Consider the following 18,888-nt stretch of genomic DNA (forward strand, 5'->3'; position numbering starts at 1 on the left):
GGCCATCAGCGGCTCGAGCAGTGCCGGGTCGGCCTTGCGGGCGGCCTCCTTGAAGACCATCGAGCCGGCGATCTTGAACGCGAGCTCGGAGGAGTCGACGTCGTGGTAGGCGCCGTCGAGCAGCGTCACCTTGATGTCCTCGACCGGGTAGCCGGCGAGCGGGCCGAAGGCCATGGCTTCCTGGATGCCCTGGTCGACCGCCGGGATGTACTCCTTCGGGATGCGCCCGCCGGTCACGGCGTTGACGAACTCGTAGCCCGCGCCCGCCTCCTGCGGCTCCAGCGCGATGATGACCTTGCCGTACTGTCCCGAGCCGCCGGACTGCTTCTTGTGCGTGTACTCGACCTTCTCGACCGGACGCCGCAGCGTCTCGCGGTAAGCCACCTGCGGCTTGCCGATGTTGGCCTCGACCTTGAACTCACGCTTCATGCGGTCGATCAGCACCTCGAGGTGCAACTCACCCATGCCCGCGATGATCGTCTGGCCCGTCTCCTCGTCCGTGTGGACGCGGAACGTCGGGTCCTCCTCGGCCAACCGCGGGATGGCCATGGAGAGCTTCTCCTGGTCGGACTTCGTCTTCGGCTCGATCGCCTGCTCGATGACGGGGTTCGGGAACTCCATCGACTCGAGGATGATCGGGTGCTGCGGGTCGCACAGCGTCTCGCCGGTCGTCGTGTCCTTCAGGCCCATGACGGCGCAGATCATGCCGGCGCCGATCTCATCGATCTCCTCACGCTTGTTGGCGTGCATCTGGTAGATCTTGCCGATCCGCTCCTTCTTGCCCTTGGTGGCGTTCAGGACCTGCTGGCCGGACTTGAGCACGCCGGAGTACACCCGCACGTAGGTGAGGCGGCCGAGGTGGGGGTCGGCGGCGATCTTGAACGCGAGCAGGCTGAGCGGTTCGGTGTTGCTCGGCTTGCGCTCGAGCTGCACGGTCTCGTCTCCCGGCTTGAAGCCGTCGATGGCCGGCACGTCCAGCGGGGACGGCAGGTAGTCGATGACGGCATCCAGCATGGGCTGCACGCCCTTGTTCTTGAACGACGTACCACAGACGACCGCGGTGACGGCGTTGCTCAGCACGCAGCGGCGGATGGCGGCCTTGATGGACTCGACGGACAGTTCCTCGCCGGAGTCCTCGGCGAGCAGCCACTCCTCGGCGAACTCGTCGTCGTTGTCGGCGAGCACCTGGATGAGCTCCTCGCGGGCCTCCGCGGCGGCGTCCGCCATGTCGGCCGGGATCTCCTCGACCGTGTAGTCCTCACCGATCTTCGTCTCGCCGCGCCACATGAGGGCGCGCTGGCCGACGAGGTCGACGACGCCCTGGAAGCCGGACTCGGCTCCCACCGGCAACTGCAGGACGGCGACGGTCGCGTTCAGGCGCTCCTTGATCGTCTTCACGACATAGTCGAAGGACGCACCCGTGCGGTCGAGCTTGTTGACGTAGCAGATGCGCGGCACGCCGTAGCGCGTGGCCTGGCGCCACACGGTCTGGCTCTGCGGCTCGACGCCGGCGACACCGTCGAAGACGGCGACCGCACCGTCGAGGACGCGGAGGGAACGCTCCACCTCGACGGTGAAGTCGACGTGGCCCGGCGTGTCGATGATGTTGATCTGATGGTCGTGCCAGAAGCAGGTGGTCGCGGCGGAGGTGATGGTGATGCCCCGCTCCTGCTCCTGCTCCATCCAGTCCATCGTGGCGGCACCCTCGTGCACCTCACCGATCTTGTAGTTGATGCCGGTGTAGAACAGGATGCGCTCGGTGGTGGTGGTCTTGCCCGCGTCGATGTGGGCCATGATGCCGATGTTGCGGACCTTGGCGAGGTCGGTGGAGATGTCAATGGCCACGGAAGTGGTTCCCCTCTTGGTAGGAAAGCTCGTTCTCGACTAAGGGCAGGCGGCAATGCTCTCCCCCGCCCGGGGCGAGGGAGAGCATCGTCGATGTCACCAGCGGTAGTGGGCGAAGGCGCGGTTCGCCTCGGCCATCTTGTGCGTGTCCTCGCGCTTCTTCACGCTCGCACCGAGACCGTTGCTCGCGTCGAGCAACTCGTTCATGAGCCGCTCGGTCATCGTCTTCTCGCGGCGCTGCCGAGCGAAGCTGACGAGCCAGCGCATGGCCAGCGTGGTGGCGCGGGCCGGCTTCACCTCGACCGGGACCTGGTAGGTCGCGCCACCGACGCGACGGCTCTTCACCTCGACGGCGGGCCGGATGTTGTCCAGCGCCTTCTTGAGGGTCTGCACGGGATCGACGCCGGTCTTCGTCCGCGTGCCCTCGAGGGCGCCGTACACGATGTTCTGGGCGGTGGTCTTCTTGCCGTCGAGCAGGATCTTGCTCACGAGCTGGGAGACCAGCGGCGAGCCGTAGACGGGATCGACGACGACGGGCCGCTTCGGGGCCGGACCCTTGCGAGGCATTACTTCTCCTTCTTCGCGCCGTAGCGGCTGCGAGCCTGCTTGCGGTTCTTCACACCCTGGGTGTCGAGCGAGCCGCGGATGATCTTGTAGCGCACACCCGGAAGGTCCTTCACGCGGCCGCCGCGCACGAGCACCATCGAGTGCTCCTGCAGGTTGTGGCCGACGCCGGGGATGTACGCGGTGACCTCGATGCCCGAGCTGAGTCGGACGCGCGCCACCTTGCGGAGCGCCGAGTTCGGCTTCTTGGGGGTGGTGGTGTACACGCGCGTGCACACGCCACGACGCTGCGGGGAGCCCTTCAGGGCAGGCGTCTTGTTCTTGCTGACCTTGTCAGTGCGGCCCTTGCGGACCAACTGCTGGATGGTGGGCACCGGCTGGTATTCCTTCTTGTTCGGTTGTTGACCCGGGTGGGCCAAAACGTTGGGGTGCGCGCACCCGGGACCGGAGCGCTCGCGAACTGCGGTGCGCTTCTCGGAATCGGGGGCATGCACGGGCGTTCGGATGTCCGAACACAACGACAAAGACTAGTGTGTAGGCCCTGACCCGGTCAAAATGCTCAACCGGGCGCGGGCCATGACTAGCCGAAGAACGTTGCGCTCCAGTGTAGCGCGTGCCTCGCCGCCGCCCCAAAGTGGAACCCACCCCAGGGGCTCACGTGTTTCGCGGCGGCATCCAGATCCAGCTCAGGACCGCGCCGGCGATCATCAGGAGGCCGAGGGCAACGAAGTACTGTTCGAACGCACTCGGACAAGCAGCGGAGAAATCGTCATCGGGACACGTCCGCCATGGCTGCCAGAAGAACACTGCCACGAGTGCCAAGCCAATGACGACGACCGCGCCCCGAACGACGTGCGCTGTGTACCTCATACGCACATTCAGCAGCACCTTCCCGACGACAGCGCCACCGGGACCCACAAGGTCCCGGGGGCGCCGCTTCGGATCAGCGCAGCTCGCCGAGATCGAAGTCGTCGAGGCTGCCTGCCGGTCCGCCGGCGATGTCGTAGTCGTACGCGTCGTACGACAGGTCGTACGCCGCCGCCCGGGCCTCCGGTGTGGGCTCCACCCGAATGTTGCGGTAGCGGTCGAGACCGGTGCCCGCCGGGATGAGCTTGCCGAGGATGACGTTCTCCTTTAGGCCCACCAGGCTGTCCGAACGGGCGTGGATGGCCGCGTCCGTCAGGACCTTGGTCGTCTCCTGGAAGGACGCCGCCGACAGCCAGCTCTCGGTGGCGAGGCTCGCCTTGGTGATACCCATGAGCACCGGACGCCCCTGTGCTGGGTTCTGGCCCTCGGTGACGGCCTGGCGGTTGGCGGACTCGAAAAGGCTGCGGTCGACCAGGTCGCCCGGCAGGATCGTCGTGTCACCCGACTCGATGACCGTCACCCGACGCAGCATCTGCCGGATGATGATCTCGATGTGCTTGTCGTGGATCGGGGCACCTTGGGTGCGGTACACCGCCTGCACCTCGTCGACCAGGTACTCCTGGACGCGCCGCAGGCCGTTGACGCGCAGGATGTCCTGCGGGTCCTTGATACCGGCGGTGAGCTGCTGCCCGGCCTCCACATGGGCACCGTCGACGATCGCGTGGCGCTCGCCCGCGTTGTCCTCCCACTCGAGGCGGACGCGGCGCGGCAGCGGGTACTCGAGGTCGGGCTCGCCGTCGTCGCGAACGATGACGAGCTTCCGGGAGCGGTCCGCCTCCTCGATCTTCACGCGGCCGGCAGCCTCGGCGATCGGGGCCTTGCCCTTCGGCGTCCGGGCCTCGAACAGCTCCTGCACGCGCGGCAGACCCTGGGTGATGTCGTCACCGGCCACACCACCGGTGTGGAAGGTGCGCATCGTCAGCTGGGTGCCCGGCTCGCCGATGGACTGCGCCGCGACAATACCCACGGCCTCGCCGACGTCGACGAGCTTGCCCGTGGCCAGCGAGCGGCCGTAGCACATCGCACAGGTGCCGAGCGCCGACTCGCAGGTCAGCACCGACCGGACCTTGACCTCGGTCACCCCGGCCTCGACCAGGCGGTCGATGACCTCGTCACCCAGGTCGATGCCGGCCTCGGCAAGCACCTCGCCGTCGGGGCCAACCACGGACGACGCCAACGTGCGGGCGTAGACGGCGGTCTCGACGTTGGACGCCGGCACCGCCTTGCCGTTGCGGCCCTCGGCCGCGATGACCTTGGTCAGGCCGCGCTCGGTGCCGCAATCCTCCTCGCGGATGATGACGTCCTGGGAGACGTCGACCAGACGCCGGGTCAAGTACCCCGAGTCGGCCGTGCGGAGCGCCGTGTCGGCCTGGCCCTTACGGCCGCCGTGCGTCGAGATGAAGTACTCGAGCACGGACAGGCCCTCGCGGAAGTTCGACTTGATCGGCCGCGCGATGATCTCGCCCTTCGGGTTGGCCACGAGGCCTCGCATGGCGGCGATCTGGCGCATCTGCGTCATGTTCCCTCGCGCACCGGAGTTCACCATCATGAAGATGGGGTTGTCGGTGGTGAAGTTGGCCTCCATGGCTGCGGTCAACTCGTTGGTGGCGTCGGTCCACAGCTGGACGAGCTCCTGCTGGCGCTCCTCCTCCGTGACCTTGCCGCGCTCGAACTGGCGGGTGATCTTCGTCGCCTTGGCGTCGTAGGCCGCGAGGATCTCCGGCTTGCTCGGCGGCGTCTGCACGTCGCCGATCGACACGGTAACACCCGAGCGGGTGGCCCACTTGAAGCCGATGTCCTTGAGACGGTCGAGCGTTCGCGCCACGTCGACCTTCTGGTAGCGCTCGGCGAGGTCGTTGACGATCTGGCCCAGCTGCTTCTTGCCCACCGACGTGTTCACGTACGGGTAGTCGGCCGGGAGCGCCTCGTTGAAGAGGGCACGACCCAGCGTCGTGGAGAGCATGAACGAGCCGTCCGCACGCGCCTCGACGCCGGCCGGAGGAACGGTGCCCCGGAGGCGCAAGTTGATGCGCGCGTTGATGGCGAGGTCGCCGGCGTCGAACGCCATGTGGGCCTCGTCCTTGCTGACGAACGAACGCCCCTCGCCCGGCTGCCCCTCACGCAAGGTGGTGAGGAAGTAGTGGCCGATGATCATGTCCTGCGTGGGCAGGGTGACCGGACGGCCGTCGGCAGGCTTGAGGATGTTGTTCGTGCTGAGCATGAGCACCCGCGCTTCGGCCTGGGCCTCGGCGCTCAGCGGCAGGTGGACCGCCATCTGGTCGCCGTCGAAGTCCGCGTTGAACGCCGTGCAGACGAGCGGGTGCAGCTGAATGGCCTTGCCCTCGATGAGCTGCGGCTCGAACGCCTGGATGCCGAGGCGGTGCAGCGTGGGCGCACGGTTGAGCAGCACCGGGTGCTCCGCGATGACCTCCTCCAGCACGTCCCAGACCACCCCGCGCTGACGTTCGACCATCCGCTTCGCGCTCTTGATGTTCTGCGCCAGATTCAGGTCGTCCAACCGCTTCATGACGAACGGCTTGAACAGCTCCAGGGCCATGTTCTTCGGGAGGCCGCACTGGTGCAGCTTGAGCTGCGGACCGACCACGATGACCGAGCGGCCGGAGTAGTCGACACGCTTGCCGAGCAGGTTCTGGCGGAAGCGGCCCTGCTTGCCCTTGAGCATGTCCGAGATGCTCTTGAGCGGCCGGTTGCCCGGGCCGGTGACCGGACGCCCACGGCGTCCGTTGTCGAACAGGGAGTCCACGGCCTCTTGCAGCATCCGCTTCTCGTTGTTGACGATGATCTCGGGCGCCCCGAGGTCGAGGAGCCGCTTGAGGCGGTTGTTGCGGTTGATGACGCGCCGGTACAGGTCGTTGAGGTCGGAAGTCGCGAAGCGGCCGCCGTCCAGCTGCACCATGGGGCGCAGATCCGGCGGGATGACGGGGACCGCGTCCAGCACCATGCCCGTCGGGCTGTTGGTCGTGTTGAGGAACGCCGAGACGACCTTCAGACGCTTGAGGGCACGCGTCTTGCGCTGGCCCTTGCCCGTCGCGATGGTGTTGCGCAGCGACTCCGACTCGGCCTCGAGATCGAAGTCGGCGAGGCGGCGCTTGATCGCCTCGGCGCCCATGTAGCCCTCGAAGTACTTGCCGAAGCGGTTCTTCATCTCGCGGTAGAGCACCTCGTCGCCCTCGAGGTCTTGGACCTTGAGGGTGCGGAAGCGCTGCCACACGGCCTCGAGCCGGTCGAGGTCGCGCTGCGCACGGTCGCGGATCGCCTTGACGTCGCGCTCGCCGCTGTCGCGGACGCGCTTCTTCATGTCCGCCTTGGCTCCCTCGGCCTCCAGCGCCGCGAGGTCCTCCTCGATCTTCTGCATGCGCGTCTCGATGTCCGAGTCGCGCCGCGTGGCGAGCTGCTTGCGCTCGACCTCCACCTTGCCCTCGAGGCTCGACAGGTCGCGGTGGCGGGCGTCCTCATCGACGGACGTGATCATGTACGCGGCGAAGTAGATGACCTTCTCGAGGTCCTTCGGGGCGATGTCGAGCAGGTAGCCGAGCCGGCTGGGGACGCCCTTGAAGTACCAGATATGAGTGACGGGCGCTGCCAGCTCGATGTGGCCCATGCGCTCGCGGCGCACGTTGCTCCGGGTCACCTCGACGCCGCAGCGCTCGCAGATGATGCCCTTGAAGCGGACGCGCTTGTACTTGCCGCAGTAGCACTCCCAGTCCCGCGTGGGGCCGAAGATCTTCTCGCAGAAGAGACCGTCACGCTCCGGCTTGAGCGTGCGGTAGTTGATCGTCTCGGGCTTCTTGACCTCGCCGTGGCTCCACTCGCGGATCTGATCCGCGGTCGCAAGCCCGATGCGGAGCTCGTCGTAGAAGTTGACGTCCAGCACGATTCTTCCTTCTCTCCCCAGGGCGGGGAATCCGTGATGTCAGGCCCAGTGGCCGCTGGTCCTGGCGATCCGGCCAAGGCGCCTTGACCGGGGGTGCAGGGGCGCTGCCCTGCGGGCGCTCCCCGGGGGCGGTGCCCCCGGGCAGCGATCAGACCTCTTCGATGTCCGCGAACGAATCCGAGCCCGGACGGCGGCTCAGGTCGATCCCGAACTCGTCCGCGCGGTGGAAGTCGTCCTCGGAATCGCGGAGCTCGACCACCGTGCCGTCGGAGCTGAGGACCTCGACGTTCAGGCAGAGCGACTTCATCTCCTTGACGAGCACCTTGAACGACTCGGGGATGCCGGGCTCGGGGATGTTCTCGCCCTTGACGATCGCCTCGTACACCTTCACGCGGCCGGGCACGTCGTCGGACTTGATCGTGAGCAACTCCTGCAGGGCCCAGGCTGCGCCGTACGCCTCCATGGCCCACACCTCCATCTCGCCGAACCGCTGGCCGCCGAACTGGGCCTTGCCGCCCAGGGGCTGCTGCGTGATCATCGAGTAGGGGCCCGTGGAACGCGCATGGATCTTGTCGTCGACGAGGTGGTGCAGCTTCAGCATGTAGATGTAGCCGACGCCCACCCGCTCCGGGTACGGCTCACCGGAGCGGCCGTCGAAGAGCTGTGCCTTGCCGCCGGCGTCCACCAGCTGAAGGCCGTCGCGCTGCGGCAGCCCGTGCTGCAGCAACCCGGCGATCTCGGACTCGTTGGCGCCGTCGAACACCGGGGTCGCGAGGCGGGCGCGGCCCTCGACGCGCTCCAGGCCCACGTCCTTCAGTCGGTTGGCCCAGGGCTCGTCGACGTCGCTGATGTCCCAGCCGGAGTGGGCGATCCACCCGAGGTGGGTCTCCAGCACCTGGCCGACGTTCATGCGGCTCGGCACGCCCAGCGGGTTGAGGACGATGTCGACCGGAGTCCCGTCCTCGAGGAATGGCATGTCCTCGACGGGCAGGATCTTGCTGATGACGCCCTTGTTCCCGTGGCGGCCGGCGAGCTTGTCGCCGTCGGAGATCTTGCGCTTCTGCGCCACGTAGACGCGGACCAGCTGGTTCACGCCCGGAGGGAGCTCGTCGCCCTCCTCGCGGTCGAACACGCGGACGCCGATGACCGTTCCGGTCTCGCCGTGCGGCACCTTCATCGAGGTGTCGCGGACCTCGCGCGCCTTCTCGCCGAAGATCGCGCGGAGCAGCCGCTCCTCCGGGGTGAGCTCGGTCTCGCCCTTGGGAGTGACCTTTCCGACGAGGATGTCGCCGGTACCCACCTCGGCGCCGATCCGGACGATGCCACGCTCGTCGAGGTCGGCGAGCATGTCGTCGCCGACGTTCGGGATGTCGCGGGTGATCTCTTCTGGGCCGAGCTTGGTGTCGCGGGCGTCGATCTCGTGCTCCTCGATGTGGATCGAGGTGAGGATGTCGTCCTGGACCAGGCGCTGGCTGAGAATGATGGCGTCCTCGTAGTTGTGACCCTCCCACGGCATGAACGCGACGAGCAGGTTGCGGCCGAGCGCCATCTCGCCGTTGTCGGTGCACGCGCCGTCGGCCAGGGGCTGGCCGGCCTCGACCCGGTCGCCGTCGGCGACGAGCGGACGTTGGTTGATGCACGTCGTCGCGTTCGAGCGCACGAACTTGGCCAGGCGATAGGTCGTCTGGGTGCCGTCGTCGTTCATGACGTCGATCAGGTCGCCCGACACGGCGGTCACCACACCGGCCTGCTCGGCGACGGTGACCTCGCCCGCGTCGATCGCACCGCGGTACTCCATACCGGTGCCCACGAAGGGCGCCTCGTTGCGGAGCAGCGGAACGGCCTGGCGCTGCATGTTGGCACCCATGAGGGCACGGCTGGCGTCGTCGTGCTCGAGGAACGGGATCAGCGCGGTCGCCACCGACACCATCTGGCGGGGCGAGACGTCCATGTACTGCACCTCGCTAGGCGCAACCTCGTCGGCGTCGCCGTGCTTCATGCGAACGAGGACACGGTCCTCGGCGAAACGGCCGCCCTCGTTCAGGCGCGCGTTGGCCTGGGCGATGACATAGCGGTCCTCTTCATCGGCCGTCAGGTAGTCGATCTGGTCGGTCACGTGACCGTCGACGACCTTGCGGTACGGCGTCTCGATGAAGCCGAACGCGTTGACGCGAGCGAAGGAGGCCAGCGAACCGATGAGGCCGATGTTCGGGCCTTCGGGCGTCTCGATGGGGCACATGCGGCCGTAGTGGCTCGGGTGGACGTCGCGGACCTCCATGCCGGCGCGATCCCGGGAGAGACCGCCCGGGCCGAGCGCCGACAGACGACGCTTGTGCGTCAGCCCGGCGAGCGGGTTGTTCTGGTCCATGAACTGGCTCAGCTGCGACGTGCCGAAGAACTCTTTCAACGCCGCCACGACCGGACGGATGTTGATCAACGTCTGCGGCGTGATCGCCTCGATGTCCTGGGTGGTCATGCGATCGCGGACCGTGCGCTCGAGGCGTCCGAGGCCAATGCGCAGCTGGTTCTGGATCAACTCGCCCACCGACCGCAGCCGGCGGTTGCCGAAGTGGTCGATGTCGTCGGTCTCGATCGGCAGGTCGTTGAGCTCGGCCTTGCCCTCGTGCAGCGCCACGACGTAGCGGATGGCGGCGACGATGTCATCCATCGTCAGCACCTGCTTGTCGAACGCGGCGTCGCGGCCCAGCTTCTTGTTGATCTTGTAGCGACCCACCTTGGCCAGGTCGTACCGCTTCGGGTTGAAGTAGTAGTTCTCGAGCATCGCGGACGCCGCCTCGCGCGTCGGCGGCTCGCCGGGACGCAGCTTGCGGTAGATGTCGAGGAGAGCCTCGTCGGTCGTGGTGGTGGTGTCCTTCTCGAGCGTGAGCCGCATCGAGTCGTACTCGCCGAACTCCTCGAGGATCTGCTCGTTGGTCCAGCCGAGTGCCTTGAGCAGGACGGTGACGTTCTGCTTGCGCTTGCGGTCCACGCGGACGCCGACCATGTCTCGCTTGTCGACCTCGAGTTCGAGCCACGCCCCCCGGCTCGGGATGATCTTGCCGGTGAAGATGTCCTTGTCGGAGGTCTTGTCCGGAGTCTGCTCGAAGTAGACGCCCGGGCTGCGGACCAACTGGCTGACGACGACACGCTCGGTGCCGTTGATGACGAAGGTGCCCTTCGGGGTCATCAGCGGGAAGTCGCCCATGAACACCGTCTGGCTCTTGATCTCGCCGGTGTCGTTGTTCATGAACTCGGCGGTGACGAAGAGGGGCGCGGCGTAGGTGACGTCGCGGTCCTTGCACTCCTCGACCGTGTACTTGGGCTCCTCGAAGCGGTGGTCGCGGAAGCTCAGCGACATCGTCTCGGAGAGATCCTCGATCGGGGAGATTTCCTCGAAGATCTCCTCCAGGCCCGACTTGTAGTTGATGTCGGTGCGTCCCTCAGCCTGCGCCTGCTCGACCTTCGCGCGCCAGGCATCGCTGCCGCTGAGCCATTCGAACGATTCGAGCTGGAGATCGAGGAGGTTGGGGACTTCCAGCGGCTCGTGGATCTTCGCGAAGGAGATCCGTCCACTGGGGGAAATGACGTTGGTGTTCTTCGACGCAGTGCGCGAGACGGCCAAGATAGGTCCTTCCAAAGAGTCCCGGCGAGCCGGTTCCTTGCATGCGAAACGGCCCGCGTCAAATTGCCACGGGTCGTCAAATGGGGCAAGTAGTCAGCATACAGGACAGCTCAGCCCGAGGCAAACCGCGCCAGCTTGGCCCGCGCACCGTGACCGACACCGGGCTCCCTTGCCGCGGTCCGTGCGCCACACCCGGTGCCCCTGACCGGAGCACTCAGCGTAGCGCACGGAGGCCGCTGCACAAGGGGCCCAGCGAGGTCAGCCGCGCGGACCGCCGCCCCTGCCCCCCATGCCGCCCATGCCACCCCAGGTGGCCTGCCCGGCCGTCGCCGTCACCGAGGTGTCCCCGGCGGTGAGGGTGTAGGCAGCTCCGTCGCGGACGGGCGCCGCGCTGTACACCACATTGCCGAAGGCCTTGGCGGCGATGACGTCCGCGAGGACGGTCGTTCCGTCCGACACCGAAATCCTCGTGCCCGCCTGGCCGGAGATGTTGGCCTGTACCCAGCCCTGGCCCGAAGCCGCGGGCGCCTCGGCCATCCCGGCCGACCCGACCGCGAACAACTCACCGCCGGTCACCGTGAACGCGTTGGCATCGAGCGCCCCGTTGCCGTTGCCCGTCGGGCCGTACACGATCACGGTCCCGCCCGACATCTGGGCGTCGCCGTTGGAGTCGAGGCCGTCGCCCTGGGCGTCGATCGTGAGCTTCCCGCCGCTGATCGTCAGGAGCATCGAGCCGCCATCGGCCGAGACGTTCACCCCGTCGTCCGCCGAGGTGATGGACGTCTCGCCGCCGGACAGCGTGACGTTGGCCCCTTCGATGCCCTCGTAGCTCGCGGTGATCGTGAGGGTGCCGCCGGCGATCGTCACATCGCCGTCGCCGTGGACGCCGTCGTCGCCGCTCGCCGCCGTGACCGTTCCCCCGGTGAGGGACACGACCGAGTTCGAGTGCAGCGCGTCGTCGGCCGCGTCGACGGCGACCGTCCCTCCGCCGACGACGAGATTGACGCCGGCCTTCAGGCCCTTGGCCGAGACGTCGCTGGCGAGGCTGGCGCCGGCTCCCCCACCGCTGGTGCCTGTGACGGTGCCGTCGGTGATGATCACGTCGGTCGCGGCCGCCAGACCGTCGCCGCCCGCCGAGAACGCGACGCTGCCGCCGGAGATCGCGATGTAGCCGCGGTCGGGCTCAGTCTCATTGTCGGCCTTGAGCGCGTCGCCGCCGGCGGTGACCTGCAGCGAACCTCCGGTCACCACGAGACTGTCCTTGCCGCGGACGCCGTCGTCTGCGGCGTCCACCGTGAGGGTGCCGCCGCTGAGGACGAGGGCGTCCTTGGACGCGATCCCGTCGAGGCTCGGCGCCTCGACGACGAGCGCGCCGTCGCCGCCGACCGTGAGGTCGGCCATGGAGAACAGGGCCGCATTGGGGGCGTCCTCGCTCGTCGTGTCGGCAAAGGTCGCGGCGCTCGCGAGCGTGTTCGTCGTCGCGTCGGCCAAGACGACCACGGCCCGGCTCGCCTGCGTGACCGCGATCGCCGCTCCGGTCGTCGACCTGATCGTCGCGTCGCTGAGAACGAGCTGCACGGTGCCGTCGGCGCTCGAGTCGACCACCACCTGGCCCGCCAGCACGCCGGACAGCACGTAGGTGCCAGGGGCGGTGATGGTGACGGTGGCGCCGGCGACGTCGACGCCGCTGCCGGACGCCGTCGCCGTCGTCCCGGCCAGGGTGACGGTCGTGGCGGACGCCGCGTCGTAGGCCGTCTCGCCGGGGACCGCTTCGGCGTTCTCCGCGAGCGCCTGCTCGGCTGTGATGCCGGTCGTTCCGGCCGCCGCGGCAGCGCCGGTGGACGGCTCGCCGGCCGACGACGGCGCCAGCAGGCCGAGCGCCACCGTGCCGCCGAGGAAGCCGGTGGCGGTGAGAACGGCGAGCGAGGCCGCGAGACGGGCGTGGGTGTTCATGAGGCTTCCTTCGGTCTATGGGAGAGAGCGGACACCAGACGGTGCCAGCGGTTGGCCGGCAGCTCGGGGTGGAGCAGCGCCAGGCCGAGGCCGTACTTGGAGATGGACAAGGGCCGGTGACCGAGCCGCCAGAGGCTGCGGTCGAGCGCCGAGGGTGCGGTGCCGGACTTGGTCTCGACGATCACCCGGCCGGTGAAGGTGCGGCTGGCAGTCCCCTCGGGGGTGGACCAGCACAGGTCGGCGTCGATCGTCGCCCGCGATCCTGCCGACGGCAACAACAGCGTCGTGCGGCGGTACGAGGTGACGAGCGTCGCGCGGAGGGTGGCGGCGTCCAGCTGGACGCCGGCACTGCCGAGCGACGCTTCGACGAAGTCGCGGCCCACAGTGGTGAGACGCAGGGCGGCGCCTGCGGCGTCCCGAGGGGAGCAGAGGATGCGCTCCTTGACCGTGGCGGCGCCGCGACGGGTCTTCACCTCCAGGAAGGTCTCGCCTGTCGTGTAGGTGCGGGTCCGCACCTTCCAGCGCCGGCGGCGCCGCTGCACCGCCCCATGGAAGGCGGCCAGCTCGGCGGTGTCGAGGTAGGTGGAGCGGTAGGCGAAAGCGCGCTCGCCGTCGATCTCGAGGACGCGCGCGTCCGGGGGGAGGTTGCGGAGGACGAGGGGCAGATCAGACGCCGCGAGCACGTACTTGCGATCGACGCGCGTGAGCAGCGCAGCGGACTCGTTGAGTTGCGCCAGGGAGATGGCCGGCAAATGGTCGACGGTGCCCACGGGGGTGTCGAGGAGGGCGGTCATCGGGCGACCTCCTCGAGGCGCGCGGTGGCCGGCTGGCCGGCGCGGAAGCGGACGTCCACTGTGGTGGTATCGGTGACGAGGTCGAGCTTGATGGTCTGGGCGCTCAGGACGCGGGCACCGAGGCGCTGCTCGAGTGCAGCCACGAGCGCCGTCTGGTCGGCGATGGCCCGATCGAGGACGAGCACTTGACGCTGCCAGCCGCTCAGAACACGTGGGTGGTCCGCGATGTAGAGGGTGGCGACGACCACGGCCATGAGCGCGCCCGACACGACGATGTCGCTGCCGAGGCCGGCGATGAGACCGAGGGCCAGCGCGGCGAAGTAGTAGGCGACCTCGTGCTGGGCAAGCTCGTCGCTGCGGAGGCGGATGATCGACAGGACCCCGAACAGGCCGAGCCCGAGGCCCGCGCCGACGGCCGTGCTCAGCAGGACGGAGCTGACGGCCATGACACCCAGGTTCACCCCGATGTAGGCGACGAGGAGGTCTCGTCGGTGGTGGCGCGGGAAGTACACGCCGATCACGAGGGCGAGGATGGCGACGACGTCGAGGCCGAAGTGCAGGAGGGCGGCGGTGGTCACGATGAGCTCCGAATCTTGGGTGCGTGAATTGACATGACCATTGCGCCAACGCAGCCTGTGCGAACTCTGTGAAGGCCCGCAGGCTGGCCTGTGAGGTGGTGTTCCGGCACTCATGCCGGGAACTCACGCCCCGCACAGCTACCGCACAGGCCCGGGCCGTGCACTGGTTCCCATGAGCCGAAACACCCTTGAAGCACTCGCCGCCGAGGCGACCACGACAGCGCCGGCCACCCCGGCCGCGCTCGCCGCGCCGCCCCGCCGGAGTATCTCCCGCCGGGGGCTGCTCGGCCTCGGCGGCCTCTTCACCGTCGGCGCCGGCGTCACGTGGGCGCTCGATCGGTACGTGATCGAGCACGCGGAGGTGCCGTCGGCGTCCACGCAGTGGAGCACGGCCGACACGGCGGCGTCCACCGACGTCTCGGGCACCGTGAGTGGCCTCTCCTACGCCGGCAGCAACGCCACCATCGAGATCACCGAACACACCTCCGGCAGCGGCTCGGACACGATCACCTGGTTCGTGGCCGACATCAAGCTGACGAGCGCGGACGCTCTCCGCTCCGCCTTCGCGAAGGACACCTTCGGCGAAAACATCATCGAGAACCCCTCGACGATCGCAGCCGAGAACGGGGCCGTGTTCGCCATCAACGGCGACTACTACGGCTTTCGCGACACAGGCATCGTGATCCGCAACGGCGTCGCCTTCCGTGACGAGCCGGCCAGGACCGGACTCGCCCTGCATGCCGACGGGACGCTCGCCCCCTACGACGAGACCTCAACCAGCGCGGACGCCCTCGTGGCCGACGGCGTGTGGCAGACGTGGTCGTTCGGGCCGTCCCTGCTCGACGGCGGGGCCGTCATCGACGGGATCGACTCCGTCGAGGTCGACACCAACTTCGGCAACCACTCCATTCAGGGCGAGCAGCCGCGCACAGGCATCGGCATGATCGAGGCCAATCACCTCGTCGCCATCGTCGTGGACGGTCGCAGCTCCGGCTACAGCCGCGGCGTCACGATGGTCGAGTTCGCGCAGATGTTCGCCGATCTCGGCGCCGTGGTCGCGTACAACCTCGACGGCGGCGGCAGCTCGACGATGGTGTTCGGCGGCGCCCTCGTGAACAATCCGCTCGGCAAGGGCCAAGAGCGGGGCACCTCGGACATCATCTACGTGGCGGGCTGAGCGATGCTCGTTCTCATTCCTGCCTACGAGCCCGACCTGCGGCTCGTCCAGCTGGTCCGTGATCTCGGCGTCCGACTACCGGGCGCTACCGTCCTGATCGTCGACGATGGGTCGGGCCCCGCCTACGACGGCGTCTTCGAGGTCGCCCGCGCCGCCGGCGCGCAGCTGCTGCGCTACACAGCGAACCTCGGCAAGGGCGCCGCGCTAAAGCACGGCTTCGCGTGGGCGTCCGAGCATGCGCCCGGTGAGCCCGTCGTCTGCGCCGATTGCGACGGCCAGCACACGCCGGCCGACATCGCCCGGGTCGCCGCGCTCGTCGAGGCGGGCACGATGGTGCTCGGCGGGCGCCGCTTCACCGGCGCTGTGCCCGTGCGCAGCAGGGTGGGCAACACGGTTTCACGCTGGCTCTTCCGAGCCGTCGCCGGGTCGGTCGTCCACGACACACAAACCGGCCTGCGCGCCTACCCAGGCGACCTGCTCGAGTGGTTGCAGGGCGTCCCGGGCGACCGGTTCGAGTACGAGTTCAGCCTGCTGCTGCGGGCCTCCAGCGCGGGCGTTCGCATCGTCGAGGTTCCGATCGAGACCATCTACCTCGACGACAATGCGTCCTCGCACTTCCGGCCGGTCCGGGACTCGCTGCGCATCTACGCGCCGCTGCTGCGGTTCGCGGCCTCGTCGCTGGCCGGCTACCTGATCGACGTGGTGCTGCTGTTGGGCCTCGTGGCGCTCGGCATACCGCTCGTTGGGGCGGTGGTGAGCGCTCGCGTCGTCAGCGCGGTGGTCAACTTCACGATTAACCGTGAGGTCGTCTTCGGCCATGAAGGCGACCGACGGGACGCCGCCCTCCGCTACGCGGCGCTCGCGGCCGCGCTGCTGGGTGCCAACGTCGTGCTGATGGCCGCGTTCGTCACCGCGTGGGGCATGCCGCTGGTGCTGGCGAAGGTCCTCGTGGAAGCGGGCCTCTTCGTGGTCAGTTACGGCGTCCAGAACCGGTTCGTGTTTCCGTCACGGCGGGCCGCGTCGGCTGTGGCGCGTCCGGAGGTGAATGCATAGGGAAGCCTCTTCCGGCTCGACGTGAAAGGGCCCGCGGGAGCAATCCCGCGGGCCCTTGTGCGCTCGATCCGAGGCCGAGCTGGGGTCACTTGATGGTGACGGTGGCGCCGGCAGCCTCGAGCTGCTCCTTCGCCTTGGCGGCCGCGTCGCGGGCGACCTTCTCCAGGACCGGCTTCGGGGCGGCCTCGACGAGGTCCTTGGCCTCCTTGAGACCGAGGGACGTGAGGGCGCGCACCTCCTTGATGACCTGGATCTTCTTCTCGCCGGCAGCCTCGAGGATGACGTCGACCTCGGAGGACTCCTCCTCCTCGGCGGCGGCCTCGCCACCGCCAGCGGCGGCCGGGGCAGCGGCACCGGCCACGGCGACCGGGGCGGCAGCGGTGACACCGAAGGTGTCCTCGAACAGCTTCACGAACTCGGAGAGCTCGATCAGGGTCATCTCCTTGAAGGCGTCAAGGAGCTCGTCGTTGGTGAGCTTCGCCATGATGGGCGTTCCTTTCTTACTCGGCAGGATCTGCCGCGTCGGTGGCCTCGGCAGCGGGCGCTGCGTCGGATGCCGAGGGTGCCTCGGCGGTGTCAGGCGTCTGGTCGGGCTCGGGAGCAGCGGCCGCTTGGCCGGCGCCACCGATGAGGGACGGGTTCTCCCCCGCCGCCTGCTCCAGCGCACCCAGGGCGCGGGCGGCCTGGGTGAGCGGAGCGGCGATGAGGTAGACGGCCTTGCTGAGGTTCGCCTGCATGGCGCCCGCGAGCTTCGCGAGGAGGACCTCACGCGACTCGAGGTTGGCCAGCTTCTTCACCTCATCGGCGTCGAGGACGCGACCGTCCATGACGCCACCCTTGATGACCAGATGCGGGTTGTCCTTCGCGAAGTCGCGCAGACCCTTCGCCACCGTGGCAACGTCACCGGTGATGAATGCGATCGCTGTGGGGCCGGTGAGGTAGTCCTCGAGGCCCTCGATGCCCGCGTCACGGGCGGCGATCTGGGTCAGAGTGTTCTTCGCGACGGCGTACGTAGCGTCTCCGCTGATCGAGCGCCGCAGTTTCTGCAGGCTCGACACGGAGAGGCCACGGTACTCGGTCAGCACAGCGGCGTTCGCCGAGGTGAAGTTCCCCTTCAGCTCCTCGACGGCGGCTGCCTTGTCCGGCCTCGCCATGGGTCTCCTTCCCACTTCTTCTGGTTCGAAAGCCGCGAACATGAAAAAACCCGTGGTGCGCAGGCACTCACGGGAACGCTCCGGGACCAACCCGGACCAGTGACACCTGCGCGGGATTTGCATCGGACCTTGATCCGACCACCAGCGGTCTTCGGCTTCGGCTTAACTCTACGGCATCGGACGCCGCCGCCCCAAATCGCCGGGACGCCGAGGACCCTGTCCCTGGCCCAGTCCGCTGCGGCATCCACGCACGGCGTCGCCAGCGAGGCCGTGCGCCAGCCCCAGCAACAGGGACGCCGCCTGGGCGGATCGACGGCGCTTGGGCGTGTCGACGCCGTTTGGGTGCAGGTACGCCGGCTCGGCTCAGCTGACGCCGTTTGGGTACAGGTACGCCGCGCAGACGCGGCGTACCTGTACCCGAACGGCGTGTGGGGTGGCCGAGGCGGCGTGGATGCGAATAGGCGGCGTGGATGGCTTCACCGTCCTCACGTACGGGCTCACCCAGACAGGGTAGAACAGCACCACTTAGTGCACACCACGCCAACTAAAACCCCTAGTCACAGAGCACTCTGTCCACGAACCCGCCGGACGTGAGCCAAGTCAGGTCCCATGTCGCATTCCGGCGGTTTGATGGCTCTTCACAGATGAGGGTGTAGTGAGGGCTGGCTGGCCAACCGCGACCAGACCTGGCGGGACGGGATCGAGGTCGTCGCGATGGACGGGTTCGCCGGGTTCAAGACCGCCACCACCGAAGAACTGCCCGAAGCAGTCACCGTGATGGACCCCTTCCACGTCGTCCGCCTCGCCGGCGAAGCGCTGAACGAGTGCCGTCGCCGGGAACAGCAGGAACTGCACGGACACCGCGGTCGCAAGGGCGACCCGCTGACACCGCGCGACGGACCCTGCACACCGGCGCTGACCTGCTCACCGAACGCCAACAACAGCGGCTCGACACACTCTTCGCGGGTGATGACCACGTCCAGGTCGAATGCACGTGGGGCATCTACCAGCGGCTCATCGCCGCCTACCGCCACCCCGACCGCGCCGCCGGCCGCGCCGAGGCCAGGGCCGTCATCGGCGCTCTCACCACCGGTGTCCCCGAGCCGCTGGTCGAGCTGCGCAAGCTCGGCCGCACCCTGAACAAGAGAGCCGAGGACGTCCTTGCCTACTTCGACCGGCCCCGCACCAGCAACGGACCCACCGAAGCCGTAAATGGACGCCCCGAGCACCTCCGCGGCTCCGCGCTCGGGTTCCGCAACCTCACCCACTACATCGCCCGAGCACTCCTGGAGACCGGAGGATTCAGACCTCGACTACACCCTGGAT

12 protein-coding genes and 1 pseudogene are annotated in these 18,888 nt (G+C 68.2%); 3 read left to right on the top strand and 10 right to left on the bottom strand.

The window, feature by feature from the left end; translation table 11 throughout:
* From fusA to Q1K57_RS03430, 8 genes are all read right to left on the bottom strand, one after another.
* A partial coding sequence (gene fusA / locus Q1K57_RS03395; protein WP_300078978.1) for an elongation factor G occupies positions 1–1,845 on the bottom strand: 1,845 nt, incomplete at its 3' end.
* Between the two features lie 96 nt (positions 1,846–1,941).
* Positions 1,942–2,412: a 30S ribosomal protein S7 gene (rpsG, locus tag Q1K57_RS03400; protein WP_300078979.1), complete on the bottom strand. Its 471-nt coding sequence runs from the start codon at positions 2,410–2,412 to the stop codon at positions 1,942–1,944.
* Positions 2,412–2,783, bottom strand: a complete 372-nt coding sequence (gene rpsL / locus Q1K57_RS03405; protein ID WP_040157907.1) for a 30S ribosomal protein S12 — start codon at positions 2,781–2,783, stop codon at positions 2,412–2,414. Before rpsL ends, rpsG begins: the two co-directional genes overlap by 1 nt.
* Before the next feature lie 569 nt (positions 2,784–3,352).
* Positions 3,353–7,231, bottom strand: a complete 3,879-nt coding sequence (locus Q1K57_RS03410) for a DNA-directed RNA polymerase subunit beta' (RefSeq protein ID WP_300078980.1) — start codon at positions 7,229–7,231, stop codon at positions 3,353–3,355.
* A 148-nt stretch (positions 7,232–7,379) separates the two neighbouring features.
* The gene (gene rpoB / locus Q1K57_RS03415; protein ID WP_300078982.1) at positions 7,380–10,853 is read right to left on the bottom strand and encodes a DNA-directed RNA polymerase subunit beta; all 3,474 of its coding nucleotides are present in this window, start codon (positions 10,851–10,853) and stop codon (positions 7,380–7,382) included.
* 258 nt (positions 10,854–11,111) lie between these two features.
* The gene (locus tag Q1K57_RS03420; protein WP_300078983.1) at positions 11,112–12,806 is read right to left on the bottom strand and encodes a carbohydrate-binding domain-containing protein; all 1,695 of its coding nucleotides are present in this window, start codon (positions 12,804–12,806) and stop codon (positions 11,112–11,114) included.
* Entirely contained in the window at positions 12,803–13,600 is a 798-nt protein-coding gene (locus Q1K57_RS03425; protein WP_300078984.1) for a polyphosphate polymerase domain-containing protein, read from the bottom strand. Before Q1K57_RS03425 ends, Q1K57_RS03420 begins: the two co-directional genes overlap by 4 nt.
* The gene (locus tag Q1K57_RS03430) at positions 13,597–14,178 is read right to left on the bottom strand and encodes a DUF4956 domain-containing protein (protein ID WP_300078985.1); all 582 of its coding nucleotides are present in this window, start codon (positions 14,176–14,178) and stop codon (positions 13,597–13,599) included. Before Q1K57_RS03430 ends, Q1K57_RS03425 begins: the two co-directional genes overlap by 4 nt.
* Before the next feature lie 172 nt (positions 14,179–14,350).
* Between Q1K57_RS03430 and Q1K57_RS03435 the strand changes: the two genes are divergently transcribed.
* Entirely contained in the window at positions 14,351–15,355 is a 1,005-nt protein-coding gene (locus Q1K57_RS03435; protein WP_300078987.1) for a phosphodiester glycosidase family protein, read from the top strand.
* A 3-nt stretch (positions 15,356–15,358) separates the two neighbouring features.
* Complete coding sequence (locus Q1K57_RS03440) at positions 15,359–16,408, top strand: glycosyltransferase family 2 protein (protein ID WP_300078988.1); 1,050 nt, start codon at positions 15,359–15,361, stop codon at positions 16,406–16,408.
* 85 nt (positions 16,409–16,493) lie between these two features.
* On the opposite strand, the gene rplL is transcribed toward Q1K57_RS03440, so the two are convergent.
* Both rplL and rplJ read right to left on the bottom strand, forming a co-directional pair.
* Entirely contained in the window at positions 16,494–16,892 is a 399-nt protein-coding gene (rplL, locus tag Q1K57_RS03445; protein WP_300078989.1) for a 50S ribosomal protein L7/L12, read from the bottom strand.
* A gap of 16 nt (positions 16,893–16,908) precedes the next feature.
* Positions 16,909–17,562, bottom strand: a complete 654-nt coding sequence (gene rplJ, locus Q1K57_RS03450; protein ID WP_300078990.1) for a 50S ribosomal protein L10 — start codon at positions 17,560–17,562, stop codon at positions 16,909–16,911.
* A 657-nt stretch (positions 17,563–18,219) separates the two neighbouring features.
* Between rplJ and Q1K57_RS03455 the strand changes: the two are divergent.
* Positions 18,220–18,888, top strand: a pseudogene (locus Q1K57_RS03455) (ISL3 family transposase); the annotation flags it as partial.

Origin of the sequence: Propioniciclava sp. (assembly GCF_029977985.1) — a bacterium.
Classification (GTDB): domain Bacteria; phylum Actinomycetota; class Actinomycetes; order Propionibacteriales; family Propionibacteriaceae; genus Propioniciclava.

Coding starts and splice junctions, on each gene's coding strand:
- rpsG (WP_300078979.1), bottom strand. CDS start 2,412: ATGCCTCGCAAGGGTCCGGCCCCGAAGCGGCCCGTCGTCGTCGATCCC.
- Q1K57_RS03420 (WP_300078983.1), bottom strand. CDS start 12,806: ATGAACACCCACGCCCGTCTCGCGGCCTCGCTCGCCGTTCTCACCGCC.
- Q1K57_RS03425 (WP_300078984.1), bottom strand. CDS start 13,600: ATGACCGCCCTCCTCGACACCCCCGTGGGCACCGTCGACCATTTGCCG.
- Q1K57_RS03435 (WP_300078987.1), top strand. CDS start 14,351: ATGAGCCGAAACACCCTTGAAGCACTCGCCGCCGAGGCGACCACGACA.
- Q1K57_RS03440 (WP_300078988.1), top strand. CDS start 15,359: ATGCTCGTTCTCATTCCTGCCTACGAGCCCGACCTGCGGCTCGTCCAG.
- rplL (WP_300078989.1), bottom strand. CDS start 16,892: ATGGCGAAGCTCACCAACGACGAGCTCCTTGACGCCTTCAAGGAGATG.
- rplJ (WP_300078990.1), bottom strand. CDS start 17,562: ATGGCGAGGCCGGACAAGGCAGCCGCCGTCGAGGAGCTGAAGGGGAAC.